We start from the raw sequence: 16,722 nt of genomic DNA, 5'->3' as shown, positions 1-16,722 counted from the left end.
CTCGGGCTTCCTGACAGCGGCCTTCGCAGCCTTCGCGGCCTTCGCGGGCTTCGCAGCCTTCGCGGGCTTCGCAGCCTTCGCGGGCTTCGCAGCCTTCGCGGGCTTCGCAGCCTTTTCTGCCGTGGCGACCTTCTGGGCGGCGACCCGCTTGGCGGGCGCCTTCTTCGCCGGAGCCTTCTTCGCGGGCGCCTTCCTGGCGGGCGCCTTCCTGGCGGGCGCCTTCCTGGCGGGCGCCTTCTCAGCCGAAGCTTTCTCGGCCGGAGCTTTCCCGGCCGGAGCCGAAGCTTTCTCGACGTTCTCGGCGGGAGCTTTCTCGGCTCGCCCCTCGCCCGCGGCTGCCCCGCCCGCCGCTTCCACGGCCTTGTCACCAGGCATCTCGTTTGCCACCTTTGCCGTTTTCCTACCACCACCAGAGTTCTGTTCGCCCACAGCGGAAACGCGTCGTACAACCACCCGCCCAGCCCCCTAGGCCTGTGCTCTCACCGGCGTTTTGGACACCCGGCCAGCCTAAAGCCCGGGACCGACATCCGCCCCGGACCCTGAAGATCAGCCCCCAATTGGACCCCTGCCGCTTACCTCAGGACATGTGTGCGGCATCCTTGTGACAGATCACACTGTTTGGACCTTCCGGCAGAGTGGGGAACACGGTCCCCTGGTACTCGGGGGAGCAAGATCCCCCGAGCAGGTCGACAAGGAGAGAACTCGTGGACGACGTTCTGCGGCGCAACCCGCTCTTCGCGGCACTCGACGACGAGCAGGCCGCGGAACTGCGCGCCTCCATGAGCGAGGTGACCCTGGCCCGCGGCGACTCCCTGTTCCACGAGGGCGATCCGGGCGACCGGCTCTACGTCGTCACCGAGGGCAAGGTCAAGCTCCATCGCACCTCCCCGGACGGCCGGGAGAACATGCTGGCCGTGGTCGGCCCCAGCGAGCTCATCGGAGAGCTGTCGCTCTTCGACCCGGGCCCGCGGACGGCGACGGCCACCGCCCTCACCGAGGTCAAGCTGCTCGGCCTCGGCCACGGCGACCTCCAGCCCTGGCTGAACGCCCGCCCGGAAGTGGCCACCGCGCTGCTGCGCGCCGTCGCCCGGCGACTGCGCAAGACCAACGACGCCATGTCCGACCTGGTGTTCTCGGACGTTCCCGGTCGTGTGGCCCGCGCCCTGCTGGACCTCTCGCGCCGCTTCGGCGTGCAGTCCGAGGAAGGCATCCATGTCGTCCACGACCTCACGCAGGAGGAGCTGGCGCAGCTCGTCGGCGCCTCGCGCGAGACCGTGAACAAGGCCCTGGCGGACTTCGCCCAGCGCGGGTGGCTGCGCCTCGAGGCACGCGCCGTCATCCTGCTGGACGTCGAGCGACTGGCCAAGCGCTCGCGCTAGCCGCCGACCGCCCGAAGGATGACGCCGACCGCCCTAGGAGTGGCGCCAGCCGCCCGAAGGGTGACGCGCCGGTCGCCTTGACGGTCCGTCCCTGGGGGCCACCCGCCCCCAGGCCTCCGCCGACGCCCTGAGCTGAGCTACCGCCTCGTTCTCCCGGTGGGGCACTGCCTGCCCCGCGCGGGGCAGGCAGCCGCGCCCGAAAATGATCCGACGAGGCGCCGCCGCCGGCAGCACAGTGGTCCCATGGCAGAAACGCTTCCCTCTCGAGGTCTCGACGCCCAGGGGTACATCGCGCGCGAAGGCTCCCTCACGCGCGTGCCGACGGCGTTCCGACCGGTCGTCGCAGGCGCCCGGGACGGGATCCTCGACGTCTTCGCGGCCCAGCTGCACAGCGCGTACCTCTACGGGTCGATCCCGCGCGGCGCCGCGCGCGTGGGGCGAAGCGACCTCGACCTGCTCGTCGTGCTGCGCGAGGAGCCGACCGCTCGGGACCGGGCGGCGGCGGATGCGCTCGACGAGGCTCTCGACGGCGAGTTCCCGCAGATCGACGGCTGTGGCACGCTCCTGGTCGATCGGCCGAGCGTGCTGAGCGACCTGGGGACGCACGACCTGGGATGGTTCGTGGCCTGCCTGTGCACTCCCCTGCTCGGCGAGGACCTGGCCGAGTACCTCCCCCGCTACCGCCCCGACTCCCTCCTGGCGCGCGAGACCAACGGCGACCTCGCCCGCCTCCTGCCGCGCTGGCGCGAGCGCGTCGCCGCGGCCGACTCCGAGGACGCCCGGCGGCCCCTCGTCCGGTCCATGTCCCGGCGTCTCGTACGGACCGCCTTCACCCTCGTCATGCCCCGCTGGAACGGCTGGACGAGCGACCTCCACGAGATGGCGCAGGCCTTCGGCGCGTACTACCCGCGGCGCGCGGAGCAGCTCCGGGCGGCGGCCGTCCTCGGGTACGAGCCGCGGGGCGACCGCGGAGTCCTCTCCTCCTACGTCGACGACGTGGGCCCCTGGCTCGCGCGGGAGTACGCGCGCGTGCACGGCGTGAAGGCCCTGAGACCGGCCGAACAGGCCTGACCGGGTCCGCCCCGGCCGGGCTCGACGAAGCCGGGCCGAGCGGGGCTCACCGGGACGTCAGATGAGTCCGTGCTCCGTCAGGTACTCCAGCTGGGCCCGCACCGACAGCTCCGCCGCCGGCCACAGGGAGCGGTCGACGTCGGCGTACACGTGGGCGACGACCTCGGTGGGGCTGCGCCGGCCGTTCTCGACGGCCGTCTCGACCTGGGCGAGGCGGTGGGCGCGGTGGGCGAGGTAGAACTCGACGGCGCCCTGGGCGTCCTCCAGGACCGGACCGTGGCCGGGAAGCACCGTGTGGACGCCGTCGTCGACCGTGAGGGACCGCAGCCGCCGTAGGGAGTCCAGATAGTCGCCCAGACGACCGTCCGGATGCGCCACGACGGTCGTGCCCCGGCCCAGGATCGTGTCGCCGGTCAGGACGGCCCGGTCGGCCGGCAGATGGAAGCACAGGGAGTCGGCGGTGTGGCCGGGCGTCGGGACGACCCGCAGCTCCAGACCGCCCACGGCGATCACGTCCCCGGCGCCCAGACCCTCGTCGCCCAGCCGCAGCGCCGGGTCCAGGGCCCGGACCTTCGTGCCGGTCAGCCCGGCGAAGCGCACGGCGCCCTCGGCGTGGTCGGGGTGGCCGTGCGTCAACAGCGTCAGCGCGACGCGCTTGCCGGCCCGCTCGGCCGTGTCCACGACCGCGCGCAGATGGCCGTCGTCCAGCGGTCCCGGGTCGATCACGACGGCCAGGTCCGAGTCGGGCTCGGAGACGATCCAGGTGTTCGTGCCGTCCAGGGTCATGGCGGACGCGTTCGGGGCGAGGACGTTGACCGCGCGCGCGGTGGCCGGGCCCGAGAGGGCTCCGCCGCGGGGCTGGCCGGGGAGGGCGGCTGCGTCGGTCATGCCCGACCCCCTTCCCCGGCGCCGGGTGCGACGCCGCAGTGGCGGGCCGAGCGGAAAGCCCTGTGGATAGGCGAGTGGGAGGCCGTGTGGAAGGCCGTCATGCGGGCCCCTTTCCGGTGGCCTCGGCGCCGATCCGCTTGGTGAACTCGTCGTGCCCGGGCCAGGAGAGCACGACCTCGCCGTCCACCAGCCGGGCCTGTGCCAGGACGGGCGTGAGGTCGAGGCCTGGGGCCGCGGCGAGCGCCTGTGCCGCCGTGGCGTACGGGGTGAGCCCGCGCAGGGTCGCGATGGTGGGCGGCATCATCAGCAGCTCGCCCTTGTCGTACGAGGCTGCGGCGTCCGCCGGGCGGATCCACACCGTGCGATCGGCCTCCGTGGACGCGTTGCGGGTGCGCTGTCCCTGCGGCAGCGCGGCCACGAAGAACCAGGTGTCGTAGCGGCGGGGCTCGAACTCAGGGGTGATCCAGCGCGTCCAGGCGCCCAGCAGATCCGACCGCAGGACGAGGCCGCGGCGGTCGAGGAACTCGGCGAAGGACAGGTCGCGGGCCGCCACCGCGGCCCGGTCCGTCTCCCAGTCGGCGCCCGTGATGTCTCCGACTACCGAGTCGGGCGTCGGCCCCGCGAGCAGGACGCCGGCCTCCTCGTAGGTCTCCCGCACGGCCGCGCAGACGATCGCCTGTGCGGCCGTCTCGTCGACGCCCAGCCGCTCGGCCCACCACGCGCGCGTGGGGCCCGCCCAGCGCACGTGCCGGTCGTCGTCGCGAGGGTCGACGCCGCCGCCGGGATAGGCGTACGCGCCTCCGGCGAAGGCCATGGAGGCGCGTCGGCGCAGCATGTGCACCACAGGGCCGGTGTCGGTGTCCTTGAGGAGCATGACGGTGGCCGCGCGCTTCGGGACGACCGGAACGAGGTCGCCGTCCGCCAGCGCGCGGATGCGTTCCGGCCAGTCCTGGGGAAACCACTGCCCATTCGCCATGGGCGCGAGGCTATCCCGTGGTGCGCGAATGTTCGAGAGCTCCCCGAGGTCAGCGGGCTCCGGCGGGACGCCTGCCCGCCGCCGGGGACGGCGGGGCAGGCCCTAAGGGGCGAGCTCCACCTGGATCTCGACCTCGACCGGCGCGTCCAGCGGCAGCACCGCGACGCCCACCGCGCTGCGCGCGTGCACACCCTTGTCGCCGAAGACCTCGCCCAGCAGCTCGCTCGCGCCGTTGAGCACGGCGGGCTGACCGGTGAAATCAGAGGCCGAGGCCACGAAGCCGACGACCTTCACCACGCGCGCGACGCGGTCCAGGTCGCCCGCGACCGACTTGACGGCGGCCAGCGCGTTCAGCGCGCAGGTGCGGGCCAGCTCCTTGGCCTCCTCGGGGGTGACCTCGGCGCCGACCTTGCCGGTGACGGGCAGCTTGCCGTCGACCATGGGCAGCTGGCCGGCGGTGTAGACGTACGGGCCGGACTGCACCGCGGGCTGGTAGGCCGCGAGGGGCGGCACGACCGCCGGCAGCGTCAGGCCGAGCTCGGCGAGCCTCGCCTCGACCGCGCTCACGCCTTCGCCCGCTTCAGGTAGGCGACGAGCTGCTCCGGGTTGTTCGGCCCGGGGACGACCTGGACGAGTTCCCAGCCGTCCTCGCCCCAGGTGTCCAGAATCTGCTTCGTGGCGTGGACGAGCAGCGGCACAGTTGCGTATTCCCACTTGGTCATGGGGGCGACTGTATCCGCTGGCGCGCAGCCCCCTGTTTCACAGGCCATGTGGCCGATTGCCGCCCCCGTTGTCCACAGCCTCCCGATTGCCTCGGGCGCGGACTGGTTACGCTCGAAGACGTGAGCAGGCTCCAGGTCGTCAGCGGCAAGGGCGGGACCGGCAAGACGACGGTCGCCGCGGCCCTCGCGTTGGCCCTCGCCACGGCAGGGAAGCGGACGCTTCTCGTCGAGGTGGAGGGCCGGCAGGGCATCGCACAGCTCTTCGAGACTCAGGCGTTGCCCTATGAGGAACGCAAGATCGCGGTCGCTTCGGGGGGCGGTGAGGTCTACGCCCTCGCCATAGACCCCGAACTGGCCCTTCTGGACTATCTCCAGATGTTCTACAAGCTGGGGGGCGCCGGGCGGGCCCTCAAGAAGCTGGGCGCGATCGACTTCGCCACCACCATCGCGCCCGGCCTGAGGGACGTCCTCCTCACCGGCAAGGCGTGCGAGGCGGTACGGCGCAAGGACAAGAGCGGGCGGTTCGTGTACGACCACGTCGTCATGGACGCCCCGCCCACCGGTCGCGTCACCCGCTTCCTGAACGTCAACGACGAGGTCGCCGGGCTGGCCAGGATCGGCCCGATACACAATCAGGCGCAGGCTGTGATGAGGGTCCTGAAGTCGGAGCAGACCGCCGTGCATCTCGTCACGCTGCTGGAGGAGATGCCCGTCCAGGAGACGGCGGACGGCATCGCCGAGCTGCGGGCGGCGAAACTGCCGGTGGGCCGCGTCATCGTCAACATGGTGCGGCCGGAGATGCTGGACGAGGACGGCCTGGAACTCGCGCGGACCGTGACGCGTTCTTCAGTCGCCCGGTCGTTGTCCGCCGCCGGGCTCGGCGGGGCACGGCGGGGCGGGCACGCCGAGCGGCTGGTGGACCCTCTCCTTCGGCAGGCCGAGGAGTACGCCGAGCGGTACGCGCTGGAGCGCGAGCAGCGCGCGGTGCTCGGCGAGCTGGATCTGCCGCTGCACGAACTGCCCTTGCTCGCCGAGGGCATGGACCTCGCGGGCCTGTACCAGCTCGCCAACGAACTGCGGAAGCAGGGGATCGCATGAGCGCGGACCGGACGCACGACCAGGGGGCCGCCGCTCGCCGTCTCACCCCCGCGCCCGTGCTCGACCTCGACCCGCTGCTCGACGACCCGGCGACGCGCATCGTGGTCTGCTGCGGCTCGGGCGGTGTCGGCAAGACGACCACCGCGGCCGCCCTGGGGCTCAGGGCGGCCGAGCGCGGCCGCAAGGTGGTGGTCCTCACCATCGACCCGGCGCGCCGGCTCGCCCAGTCCATGGGCATCGACTCGCTCGACAACACCCCTCGCCGCGTCAAGGGCGTGGAGGGTGACGGCGAGCTGCACGCGATGATGCTCGACATGAAGCGCACCTTCGACGAGATCGTCGAGGCGCACGCGGACGGCGACCGGGCCGCCGCGATCCTGGGCAACCCCTTCTACCAGTCGCTCTCGGCGGGCTTCGCGGGCACGCAGGAGTACATGGCGATGGAGAAGCTGGGCCAGCTGCGGGCCCGGGACGAGTGGGATCTGATCGTCGTCGACACCCCGCCCTCCCGCTCGGCGCTGGACTTCCTGGACGCGCCGAAGCGGCTCGGCTCGTTCCTCGACGGCAAGCTGATCCGCGTCCTGCTCGCGCCGGCGAAGGTCGGCGGCCGCGCGGGGATGAAGTTCCTGAACGTCGGGATGTCGATGATGACCGGCGCGCTGGGCAAGCTGCTCGGCGGGCAGTTGCTGAAGGACGTGCAGACGTTCGTCGCGGCGATGGACTCGATGTTCGGCGGCTTCCGCACGCGCGCGGACGCCACGTACAAGCTGCTTCAGGCGCCCGGCACGGCGTTCCTGGTGGTGGCGGCTCCCGAGCGGGACGCGCTGCGGGAGGCCGCGTACTTCGTGGAGCGGCTGGCCGCCGAGGACATGCCGCTGGCCGGTCTCGTGCTCAATCGGGTCCACGGCAGCGGTGCCGCCCAGCTGTCCGCCGAGCGGGCGCTCGCCGCTGCGGAAAATCTTGAAGAGCCCGGCATTGTGGATCAGGACGGCGGGAAAGCTGGAGTTCGTAACTCTCCCGACACCCAAGGCAGTTCAGCACCCTCCGCACCTGATCCGGAGCGCGACGCCCCCACCGGAGCGGCCCGGAGCACGGACTCGGACGCACACACGGACCACCCCGGGACCAGCGGCGCGGACGGGACGCCGACCACAGACGCGCACGACGGCGCGGACGCGGACCGGACCGTGGACGATCTCACCGCGGGCCTGCTCAGACTGCATGCGGAACGCATGCACCTGCTCTCCCGCGAGCAACGCACACGGGACCGCTTCACCGCGCTCCACCCGGAGGTGGCGGTGGCCGAAGTGGCCGCGCTCCCCGGTGACGTGCACGACCTGGCGGGGCTGCGCGACATCGGACAGCGACTCGCGTCCGACCGGCCGGAGCTGCCCGAGACCGCCGGTTCCTGAGCCTGAGCCGAGGGTTCCCCTCAGCCCACCGCCGCGAAGGTCTCGTACATCCGATCGTCGTCGAGCGGCAGGATGCCCGCCCCACGCTCGTACTCCGAACGCGCCGTCTCCAGGAGCCGGCGCCAGGAGGTCACCGTCGGCCGCCTGCGCAGCAGTGCCCTGCGCTCGCGCTCCGTCATGCCTCCCCACACGCCGAACTCGACGCGGTTGTCGAGCGCGTCGGCCAGGCATTCGGTGCGTACCGGACATCCGGTGCACACCGCCTTGGCTCTGTTCTGCGCTGCTCCCTGAACGAACAGTTCATCCGGATCGGTAGTGCGGCAGGCGGCCTGCGCACTCCAGTCGGTAACCCAGCCCATACCGGCGCCGTCCTCTCCCGAATCGAGGCTCCCCCACGGCGGCAGCGGCATATTCACCGCCGCCAGTTGAGGACGTTACGGAAGGCGGGCACAGCGCAACACCCCCTTCGGGCCCAATCTTGAATGGCCCGAACGGACTATGCGTAAGCGGCAGATCACCCGGGGGAGTGAGCCTGCGACATGTATGACTTTCCCGGCGAACGGGACAGTTCAGTTGAGTCACAACGGACGCCGGGTGACACACAAGGCGGATTCGGGCACACCCCCACCAAAAAAGTCGGGGAACATCCGGAACGATTCGGGGTCGCCGGACGTATTGATACGTAGCCCTGCTGCTGTGACAGTTGCGAGCAGCTTAGGCCAAGGCATTGACGCGTGTCCGGCGAATGAGAACGTAGGCTGCCCTCATGCCAAAGAAGCGCTCGGGCGGTGGTCTGTCGCCAACGCAGCAGGCCGCAAAGTTCCTCGGTGTCAGTGTGCTCGCGGGAGCCGTGCTGGCGGGCATCGCCCTGCCCGCCGTCGGCGCGCTGGGCCTGGCCGCCAAGGGGTCGGTGGAGTCGTTCGACGAGCTCCCGGCCAATCTCAAGACGCCGCCGCTGAGCCAGCGCACCACGATCCTCGACTCCGAGGGCGGCCAGATCGCCACCGTCTACTCACGTGACCGCACGGTGGTCGACCTGAAGAACGTCTCGCCCTACATGCAGAAGGCGATCGTCGCGATCGAGGACTCGCGCTTCTACGAGCACGGCGCGGTGGACCTCAAGGGCGTCCTGCGCGCGCTCAACAAGAACGTGCAGAACAGCGGGGTGTCCCAGGGCGCCTCCACGCTCACGCAGCAGCTCGTGAAGAACGTCGCCGTCGAGGAGGCGGGCGACGACCCGACGAAGGTCGCGCAGGCCACGCAGCAGACCATCGGGCGCAAGATCAAGGAGCTGAAGTACGCGATCCAGCTCGAGGAAGAGCTCACCAAGAAGAAGATCCTCGAGAACTACCTCAACATCACGTTCTTCGGTCAGCAGGCCTACGGCGTCGAAGCGGCCTCCCAGCGCTACTTCTCCACGCACGCCAAGAGCCTCACACTCCCCCAGGCCGCGCTGCTGGCCGGCATCGTCCAGTCGCCGAGCCGCTACGACCCGGTCAACGACGAGGCCGAGGCCACCAAGCGCCGTAACACCGTGTTGAAGCGCATGGCCGAGGTCGGCGACATCTCCGAGGCCCAGGCGGCCACCGCGCAGAAGGCGCCGCTGGGCCTGAAGGTCAAGAAGCCGAAGAACGGCTGCATCACGGCCGTCAAGGGCGCCAGCTTCTTCTGCAAGTACGTCGAGCGCGTCTTCCTCAGCGACCCGGTCTTCGGCAAGACCAAGGAGGAGCGGGCGAAGGTCTGGAACCAGGGCGGCCTGACGATCCGCACGACGCTCGACCCGCAGTCCCAGAAGTCCGTGCAGGACTCGCTCAAGGACCACGTCTACAAGTCGGACAAGGTCGCCGCGGCCGCGACCCTCGTCGAGCCCGGCACCGGCAAGATCCTCGGCATGGGCCAGTCGAAGCCGTACGGCTACGGCAAGAACGAGACCGAGTACAACTACTCGGTCAACTCCTCCATGGGCGGCTCGAACTTCGGCTTCCCGACGGGCTCCACCTTCAAGCCCTTCGTGGCCGCGGCCGCGCTGGAGGAGGGGCGCCCGGCGAATCAGCAGTACTCGTCTCCGTACGAGATGAAGTATCCGAGCCCGGTTCAGACCTGTGACAGCAAGGCATGGGTCAACACCAACGGCGAGTCGCTGGAGAACGAGAGCGCGTCCGAGAAGGGCCCGTACCAGCTGCAGAAGGCCATGGAGCTGTCGGTCAACACCTACTTCGTGCAGATGATCTCCGACATCGGCCTGTGTCCGGTGGTGAAGATGACCGACGCCCTGCACGTCGTACAGGGCAACGGCGACAAGCTCCCCGAGGTGCCCGCCATCGCCCTCGGCTCCAAGGGCATCTCCCCGCTGACGATGGCCACCGCCTACGCCGCATTCGCCTCCCGCGGCATGTACTGCACCCCGATCGCCATCGAGTCGATCACTCAGAAGGTCGGTGACCAGCAGAAGTCGCTGCAGGTCCCGAAGTCGACGTGCTCGCGCGCGATGAGCGAGAAGACCGCGGACACCGTCAACACGCTGCTGAGCGGCGTGGTCGACTCCGGCACGGGCAAGCAGGCCGGCCTGTCCGGTCGTGACAACGCCGGTAAGACGGGTACGACGGACTCCCGCAAGAACGCCTGGTTCGTCGGCTACACCCCGAACCTCTCGGGCGCCGTCTGGGTCGGCAGCGCCACCCAGAAGGTGGAGATGACCAACATCTGGATCGGCGGCCGCTACCACGGCGAGGTCTACGGCGGCGACACTCCCGGCCCCATCTGGCGCGACGCCATGACCGGCGCACTTGAGGGCAAGGACCCCACGCCGTTCAACAAGGTCTTCATCCCGAAGCCCCCGGAGAAGGACCGCGGCGACAACGACGGCCGTGGAAACGGGAACGGAAACGGCGGCAACGACGGCGACAACGGGGACGACGGCGGTTTCCTCAGCGGACTGCTCACCAACGGTGGGAACACCAACGGCGGCGCGAACCGGGGCAACGGAAACGGCGGCTTCTTCCAGGGCCAGAGCAACGGCAACGACAACAGCGGCGGACGCGGCTGACACCGGCCGGGCCGCTGAACCGGCAGAGGCGCTGAACGGGCCGGGGCGAGCGGGTCCGGCCGACCCGGCTGAGCCGAAGGCGTGAAAACGGTCCCTGACCCTCCCGTGAGGAGGGTCAGGGACCGTTGTGTTTCAGCGAGCCGGCAGGATCGGCTCCGCCGGTCGGCGCGCCTGCGGGATCAGTCCCGTCAGGTCAGCCCGCGAGCAGCTTCTTGACGACGGCGGCGACGCGGCCGCCCTCCGCCAGACCGGCCACCTTCGGGTTCACGATCTTCATCACGGCGCCCATGGCCCGCGGCCCCTCGGCGCCGGCCGCCTTCGCCTCCTCGACGGCCTGCCCGACGATGTCGTTCAGCTCGTCGTCGCTGAGCTGCTTGGGCAGGTACGCGTCGAGCAGCTCGCCCTCCGCCTTCTCCCGCTCGGCGCTCTCCGGGCGACCGCCCTGCGCGAAGGCGTCGGCCGCCTCCCGGCGCTTCTTCGCCTCCTTGGCGATCACCTTGAGGATCTCGTCGTCGGAGAGCTCGCGCTTCTCCTTGCCGGCGACCTCCTCCTTGGTGATCGCGGTGAGCGTCAGCCGGAGCGTCGAGGAGCGGAGCTCGTCGCGCTCCTTGATCGCGGCGTTGAGGTCTTCCTGCAGCTTCGACTTGAGCGTGGTCATGCGTCTGATTGTCGCAGGTGTGGACTGCCCGACGCCCGGTCATTTACCGCGCGGTGCGGGAAGGGCGCCGGGCCGGGTCACCCCGCACGCCTCAAGGGCCAACACGGGCAGGCCCCTTGAGGGACGGCGAGGCGGCTCGACGACAGGGTGACGCAGAGGACCGTCGTCCTCATCCCCTCTTTCATCCACGTCCTCGTCCGGCGAACGAACGAACGGACGGACGGAAGCAGTGGCGCGGTCTGAGACGATGGACGTATGCGCGCGCGATACGGAGTACCTCTGTCCATTGCGGCGGCCGGCGCCGCCGGTCTGGTGTACGCGGCGGGTTTCGAGGCCCGCTCCTTCCGCCTCCGGCGAGTCACCGTCCCCGTCCTGCCCGCCGGAATGCGCCCCCTGCGCGTGTTGCACGTCTCGGACATCCACATGGTCGGCGGCCAGCGCAAGAAGCAGCGCTGGCTGCGCTCGCTGGCCGGACTGCGCCCCGACTTCGTGATCAACACGGGCGACAACCTGTCCGACCCCGAGGGCATCCCGGAGACGCTGGACGCGCTGGGGCCGCTGATGGAGTTCCCGGGCGCGTACGTCTTCGGCTCGAACGACTACTACGGCCCGAAACTGCGCAACCCCGCCCGTTACCTGCTGGAGAAGGTCCAGGGCCGGCACGGCCTGAACGGCAACGCGCCCGCGGTGGACGTCGTCCACAACCCGTGGGAGGACCTTCGCGACGGCTTCGACGCCACAGGCTGGCTCAACCTGACGAACACCCGGGGCGTGCTGAAGGTCGAGGGCGCGTCGATCGAGCTGACGGGACTGGACGACCCGCACATCAAGCGCGACCGCTACGCGCGGGTGGCCGGCGGCCCCTCTGAGTCGTCCGACTTCTCGATGGGCGTGGTGCACGCGCCGTACCTGCGGGCCCTGGACCCGTTCACGGCGGACGGCTACCCCCTGATCCTGGCCGGTCACACCCACGGCGGCCAGATCTGCATCCCCTTCTACGGGGCCCTGGTCACCAACTGCGACCTGGACACGGCCCGCGTGAAGGGCCTGTCGACCCACACGGCGGAGGGCCGCACCTCCTACCTGCACGTCTCGGCGGGCTGCGGCGCCAGCCGCTACACCCCCGTCCGCTTCGCCTGCCCGCCCGAGGTGACGCTGCTGACGTTGGTGGAGCGGGAGTAACGGGTTTCTCATCGGGTTCCTCTCTTTCGCAGGCCCGCGGCGTCCCCCGAACGGTCCACCCGTATCGCCCCGTATGTCCCCTCTGTCTAGCGTGAGGGCATGACCGCGCCGATACCCAGGGACCTCCCGGACCTGCCCGCGATCCCGCGGACCCACGCGCTCCTGCTCTCCTCCGTCCCCGCCTCTGCGGTGGTGACCCCCGCCCGCCGTCCGCTGGCCGCCGTGCTCCGCCTGCTCCTGGCCGGCACGGCGGCGGCGGGCGTGACCCTCGCGTTCCTGCTGGGCAGCCCGCTGCGGGCGCTCAGCCACTTCGCGATCCAGAGCAACATCCTGCTGGCCCTGGTCACGCTGCTGTCCGCCCGCCGGGCATGGACGGCCCGCCGCCCGCTCCCCGCCGCCCTGACAGGCGCGGCCCTCCTTTACGTCATGATCACCGGCCTCGTCTACCACCTGCTCCTGACAGACGGGCCCACCCCGTTCTCGCTGACCGGCACGACGGCCCCCACGGGCTGGCACCTGGTCGCCGTCCACCTCCTCGACACCGTGACCCCGGTGGCCGCCGTCCTCGACTGGCTACTGCTGACCGCCCCGGGCCGACTGCGCCTGCGCCGGGCCGCGACATGGATGCTGTATCCCACGCTCTACCTGGCCTTCTGCCTGGCCCGGGCCCAGCTGATCGCCCCCGGCACGCCGGGCCGCTACCTCTACCCCTTCCTCGACGCCGAGGCCCACGGCTACAAGCACGCCCTGGCCAACGCTCTGCTCCTCGGGCTCTCCTTCTACGCCCTCGCGGTCCTCCTCGTGGCCCTCGACCACGCCCGCCCGAACCCCGTCACCCACCGCGCCAAAACCGGATTTCGTCTCCGGCCACCGGTGGGCTAAAGTAAACGACGTCGCCGCGACAAGCAGGACAAGCAGCGACATCGGGGTGTAGCGCAGCTTGGCAGCGCGCTTCGTTCGGGACGAAGAGGTCGTGGGTTCAAATCCCGCCACCCCGACAGTGAAGTACCAGGTCAGGGGCCTGATCCGCAGAGCGGATCAGGCCCCTGAGTGGTTCCGGGGGCCATTTTGGGAGCCATTTGGGAGCCGAGTTTGGAGGGCGCGGATCAACAGCGAGCCGCAGAGCGTCCCCAAGATTGGGCCGAGCGCCAGGGTGCGCTGGAGAGAGAAGCCCCATCGACATTCGCGCCCTCCTGCAAGCAAGGGGACGAGTCAGGGGACCGTTCACATGACGACCCCTGAAGCGTGCGCGTAATATCTTTCAGACGCCGACTACCACACAGCAGTCCATTGCCATGACACCGGCACCGCAGTCCGCGTGCGCGGCGTGCTGACGAGCCCGCCCGGAGGCACCGCCACAATGATGGTCGTCGACTTCGGTCCTGATCCGTCCCTCGGCCAGTGAGCACTCAATGCGACGCTCAACGCAGGACAGGCCGGCGACTCCATCAGCCCCGGAGCGGTTCACTGCCACGTGCCGGATGTGACCTGCGCACCCTGCCTGAATGCGGGGTTGCCAGGCTGCCCTCAAGGAAGCATAGATTGGCTCCAGTTGATCGTCAGGGGGAGCGGTGGCAGGGCGGGACCTTCGAACGCTGTTCAGCTCGAACGACCGGAGCATCGCCGCCAGTGAGGCGTTCACGAACCGGCAGGCACAGTGGCAAGCGGTGACCGCCGGCCTCGCTGAGCACATACGGCACGTGACCCGTGCGGACTTCGACGTGGAGGATCTGGAGGCTCCCCGCCGCAACATCCTGGTGTTCCACGGTGTGGGCGGTATCGGCAAGTCCACGCTCTCCCGCAAGATCGAGGCGTCGCTCGCCGGCAGCGAGCACCGTCCCGTGCAGTGGGAATCGCCGTCCCACCCCGAGGAGCGGACGCTGCCGGTCCGCATCGACCTCGCGCGCGCTGCGGGCATGGACTTCGAGCGCGTCATCCTCACCATCCGACTTGCCGTCGCCGCGCTCGGCCGGCCGATGCCCGCCTTCGACCTCGCCCTGCGCCGCTACTGGGAGCACAACCACCCGGGCGAACCGATCGAGGACTACCTGCGCCGGGGCGGGCTGCTGAGCCGCTTCAGCGCCGCTGCCGCCCTGCCGCAGCAGATGCAGTCGGCCCTCAGCGACGTGGCCCAGGCGCTGCTCCTGCCCGGCACCGTCGGGGGCGCGCTCGGCCATGGGGCCGGCGCGCTCATCAAGGCGTTACGCGAGCGGTGCCAGTCCGTACGCGCCCTCGCCGGCTGCTCCCGTCTGGCCGACCTCTTGGAAGCCGAGCCCGACCTGGACGCCCTCAGCTTCTACCCGCACCTGCTCGCCTGGGACCTGGCCCAACTCCCAGCCGGCAAGAGCGCACTGCCCGTGATCCTGCTGGACACCTTCGAGGACACCGGCGACCGCACCCACCGCGACTTCGAACGACTGCTCCAGCGCATCGTGTGGCTGATGCCCAACGCGTTCTTCGTCGTCACCGGACGCAACCGCCTTCAGTGGGCGGAGACGAGCCTGGAAGGGCAACTCGACTGGACCGGGCCGAACACTTGGCCCAGCCTCGTCTCCGACGCGGCACACAGCGGGTCGGGCGTATCCGGCCGCCAGATCCTGATCGGCGACTTCTCCCCCGAAGACTGCGAGAACTATCTGGCCCGCAGGCTCAGCCGCGACGGGCAGCCGCTGATCGACGAACCGGTCCGCCGGATCATCGCCGAGCGCTCCCACGGGCTACCCCTGTACCTGGACCTGTCGGTCATGCGTTACCTGGAACTTCGACGCGGCGGCACGCAGCCACAGGTCACCGACTTCGACCACGACTTCCCCGCCCTGATCGCCCGTACTCTCAGCGACCTGACCGCCGAGGAACGCCACGTGCTCCGCTCGGTCAGCCTGCTCGACGCGTTCTCTGTTCCTCTGGCCACCCAGGTCGCCGGTATGGATCACGACGCGCCCGCCCTACGGCTGACCGAGCGCCCCTTCATCCGGGAGTCCTCCTCCGGTGTGTGGCCCTTCCATGTCCACGACCTGATCCGCGCCGCTATTCGCAACGCGGACGACGGCAGTGACGACCGCTGGTCGGAGCAGGACTGGCAGCGCGCGGCCCAGCGCGCCTTCCATGCCCTGGAATCCCAGTGGCGCCAGGACCTGCGACGCGACCGCGCCGTGCTGGTCGGCTGTCTCCAGCAAGGGCTGCTCCTTGCACGGGACTTCCGTCTCGATCTCGGCTGGCTCGCCGATGCCGCATTCCAGTACGTAGGGGACTCCGTCTGGGAACCGCTGGCACTTCCCGCAGCCGATGCCAGGTCGTCGGACGGCCCGCAGACCGCGGCGGACGCCCTGGTGGAAACGCTCAGCGCCATCGCCCGGCGCCAGCACGAACACCGTGAACGCACAGCCGGTCGGCTCTCCGCCGTCCTTGCATCGGAGCTGCTCCCGGATGACCTGGTAGAGCTGGCCACGTACTACCTGGCGAAGGCCCAGCGGGACCTCGGCCTGACCGATGATTCGCGGCGTGGCATGCAGCGCGTCGCTTCCGCCGACGGTCGGCTCGCTTCCGCCGCTCGACGCGGCCTGGCACATCTGAGCCGACTGTCCGGAGATTTCCCGACGGCGGTGGAGGCCGCGGGGAGGCTGGGCTGGGAGGGGCGGCATCATCGGGTGCTGGGAGACGTGTGGTGGGTGCAGGGGGACATGGAGCGGGCGACCTCCGCCTACCTGGCGGCCAGGAGCGAGGCCGAAGAACACGGTGCGGTCGGTGAGACCGCCATGGTCCAGGCGCATCTCGCCTTCGCCGTCTCCTTCACCGACCCGCTCCGCGCCGACGATGAACTCGACCTGGCGGACCGGCTGCTGTCGCGCCTCAGCCTGCGCTCCAGCGAGATGACCGCTCGCATCGCCGCACTCGTACGCGACGCCGGTTTCTCGGCAGACGTGCCCGACCGGGCGGCCGTGCTGCTCGCCGAGATCGGTGTCTCCGGTATTTCCTACGCCGCGGCGAAACTGCAACTGGCCCTGTGCTTCCACCACGCCGTTCTCGACGCCCAGGACGTCCTCGTCGACGCGATCACCCGCCTGCGCGAACTCACGCAGAGCGGCGACTACGCCTACTATGTCGAGATCGCGCACTTCATGGCCGGCCTTCCGTTCCCCGAGCACACCGCGCGAGCTCGGTGGATCGACGGAGAACGACAGACGCGCGAACGATGGCGGCACCTGGTTGAGACCCGTCGCAGTCGCCTCGGCACGACTCGTTAGGCCGCAACAGGCAACGTCGGCACGAAGCCGGTGACCCCACGGTGTC

15 protein-coding genes and 1 tRNA gene are annotated in these 16,722 nt (G+C 70.2%); 10 read left to right on the top strand and 6 right to left on the bottom strand.

Translation table 11 applies throughout. From position 1 onward, the window contains the following. From ABT300_RS24070 to ABT300_RS24060, 3 genes are all read left to right on the top strand, one after another. Positions 1–469 (top strand): hypothetical protein (locus ABT300_RS24070; RefSeq protein WP_351679217.1); only part of this gene is annotated, 469 nt, incomplete at its 5' end. Between the two features lie 235 nt (positions 470–704). Then, a complete protein-coding gene (locus ABT300_RS24065) occupies positions 705–1,379 on the top strand; it encodes a Crp/Fnr family transcriptional regulator (protein WP_020129286.1) in 675 nt (224 codons plus the stop codon). A gap of 243 nt (positions 1,380–1,622) precedes the next feature. Then, positions 1,623–2,450 carry a nucleotidyltransferase domain-containing protein gene (locus tag ABT300_RS24060; protein WP_351679215.1) on the top strand — a complete coding sequence of 276 codons (828 nt, stop codon included), beginning with the start codon at positions 1,623–1,625 and terminating at the stop codon, positions 2,448–2,450. Between the two features lie 57 nt (positions 2,451–2,507). Here the strand turns inward: ABT300_RS24060 and ABT300_RS24055 are convergent, their stop codons facing one another. From ABT300_RS24055 to sp36, 4 genes are all read right to left on the bottom strand, one after another. After that, entirely contained in the window at positions 2,508–3,338 is an 831-nt protein-coding gene (locus tag ABT300_RS24055) for an MBL fold metallo-hydrolase (protein ID WP_351679212.1), read from the bottom strand. Positions 3,339–3,435: 97 nt separating this feature from the next. Beyond that, positions 3,436–4,314, bottom strand: a complete 879-nt coding sequence (locus ABT300_RS24050; RefSeq protein ID WP_351679210.1) for an NUDIX hydrolase — start codon at positions 4,312–4,314, stop codon at positions 3,436–3,438. A 102-nt stretch (positions 4,315–4,416) separates the two neighbouring features. After that, complete coding sequence (locus ABT300_RS24045) at positions 4,417–4,881, bottom strand: RidA family protein (protein ID WP_351679208.1); 465 nt, start codon at positions 4,879–4,881, stop codon at positions 4,417–4,419. Next, positions 4,878–5,036: a Sp36 family protein gene (sp36, locus tag ABT300_RS24040; RefSeq protein ID WP_020129281.1), complete on the bottom strand. Its 159-nt coding sequence runs from the start codon at positions 5,034–5,036 to the stop codon at positions 4,878–4,880. The genes ABT300_RS24045 and sp36 overlap by 4 nt, the downstream gene beginning before the upstream one ends. A gap of 120 nt (positions 5,037–5,156) precedes the next feature. Between sp36 and bagA the strand changes: the two genes are divergently transcribed. Then, positions 5,157–6,134 (top strand): ATPase BagA, encoded by a 978-nt coding sequence (gene bagA, locus ABT300_RS24035; protein WP_351679205.1) that lies wholly within the window; start codon positions 5,157–5,159, stop codon positions 6,132–6,134. Beyond that, positions 6,131–7,546, top strand: a complete 1,416-nt coding sequence (bagB, locus tag ABT300_RS24030; protein ID WP_351679202.1) for an ATPase BagB — start codon at positions 6,131–6,133, stop codon at positions 7,544–7,546. Before bagA ends, bagB begins: the two co-directional genes overlap by 4 nt. Before the next feature lie 20 nt (positions 7,547–7,566). Here the strand turns inward: bagB and ABT300_RS24025 are convergent, their stop codons facing one another. Continuing rightward, the gene (locus ABT300_RS24025; protein ID WP_173985868.1) at positions 7,567–7,905 is read right to left on the bottom strand and encodes a WhiB family transcriptional regulator; all 339 of its coding nucleotides are present in this window, start codon (positions 7,903–7,905) and stop codon (positions 7,567–7,569) included. A gap of 407 nt (positions 7,906–8,312) precedes the next feature. On the opposite strand from ABT300_RS24025, the gene ABT300_RS24020 reads away from it, so the two are divergent. Further along, the gene (locus ABT300_RS24020) at positions 8,313–10,592 is read left to right on the top strand and encodes a transglycosylase domain-containing protein (protein WP_351679200.1); all 2,280 of its coding nucleotides are present in this window, start codon (positions 8,313–8,315) and stop codon (positions 10,590–10,592) included. A 193-nt stretch (positions 10,593–10,785) separates the two neighbouring features. Here ABT300_RS24020 and ABT300_RS24015 read toward each other — a convergent pair whose 3' ends face one another. Then, entirely contained in the window at positions 10,786–11,250 is a 465-nt protein-coding gene (locus ABT300_RS24015) for a GatB/YqeY domain-containing protein (RefSeq protein ID WP_351679197.1), read from the bottom strand. Positions 11,251–11,505: 255 nt separating this feature from the next. Between ABT300_RS24015 and ABT300_RS24010 the strand changes: the two genes are divergently transcribed. The 4 genes from ABT300_RS24010 (at position 11,506) to ABT300_RS23995 (ending at position 16,676) form a co-directional block, all read left to right on the top strand. Continuing rightward, positions 11,506–12,432, top strand: a complete 927-nt coding sequence (locus tag ABT300_RS24010) for a metallophosphoesterase (protein WP_351679194.1) — start codon at positions 11,506–11,508, stop codon at positions 12,430–12,432. 99 nt (positions 12,433–12,531) lie between these two features. After that, on the top strand, positions 12,532–13,314 hold the full coding sequence (locus tag ABT300_RS24005; RefSeq protein WP_351679192.1) for a Pr6Pr family membrane protein: 783 nt from the start codon (positions 12,532–12,534) through the stop codon (positions 13,312–13,314). Between the two features lie 42 nt (positions 13,315–13,356). After that, a tRNA-Pro gene (locus ABT300_RS24000) sits at positions 13,357–13,430 on the top strand. Positions 13,431–14,003: 573 nt separating this feature from the next. Beyond that, positions 14,004–16,676, top strand: a complete 2,673-nt coding sequence (locus tag ABT300_RS23995) for an ATP/GTP-binding protein (RefSeq protein ID WP_502977987.1) — start codon at positions 14,004–14,006, stop codon at positions 16,674–16,676. Positions 16,677–16,722: the final 46 nt, after the last annotated feature.

This window comes from Streptomyces sp. NPDC001027 (assembly GCF_040299045.1).
Classification (GTDB): Bacteria; Actinomycetota; Actinomycetes; order Streptomycetales; family Streptomycetaceae; genus Streptomyces.
Note: the sequence above shows the minus strand (reverse complement) of the source record. Positions and strands in the feature narration are given on the sequence as shown.

Coding starts and splice junctions, on each gene's coding strand:
- ABT300_RS24010 (WP_351679194.1), top strand. CDS start 11,506: ATGCGCGCGCGATACGGAGTACCTCTGTCCATTGCGGCGGCCGGCGCC.
- sp36 (WP_020129281.1), bottom strand. CDS start 5,036: ATGACCAAGTGGGAATACGCAACTGTGCCGCTGCTCGTCCACGCCACG.
- bagB (WP_351679202.1), top strand. CDS start 6,131: ATGAGCGCGGACCGGACGCACGACCAGGGGGCCGCCGCTCGCCGTCTC.
- ABT300_RS24055 (WP_351679212.1), bottom strand. CDS start 3,338: ATGACCGACGCAGCCGCCCTCCCCGGCCAGCCCCGCGGCGGAGCCCTC.
- ABT300_RS24015 (WP_351679197.1), bottom strand. CDS start 11,250: ATGACCACGCTCAAGTCGAAGCTGCAGGAAGACCTCAACGCCGCGATC.
- ABT300_RS24025 (WP_173985868.1), bottom strand. CDS start 7,905: ATGGGCTGGGTTACCGACTGGAGTGCGCAGGCCGCCTGCCGCACTACC.
- ABT300_RS24050 (WP_351679210.1), bottom strand. CDS start 4,314: ATGGCGAATGGGCAGTGGTTTCCCCAGGACTGGCCGGAACGCATCCGC.
- ABT300_RS24020 (WP_351679200.1), top strand. CDS start 8,313: ATGCCAAAGAAGCGCTCGGGCGGTGGTCTGTCGCCAACGCAGCAGGCC.
- ABT300_RS24005 (WP_351679192.1), top strand. CDS start 12,532: ATGACCGCGCCGATACCCAGGGACCTCCCGGACCTGCCCGCGATCCCG.
- ABT300_RS24060 (WP_351679215.1), top strand. CDS start 1,623: ATGGCAGAAACGCTTCCCTCTCGAGGTCTCGACGCCCAGGGGTACATC.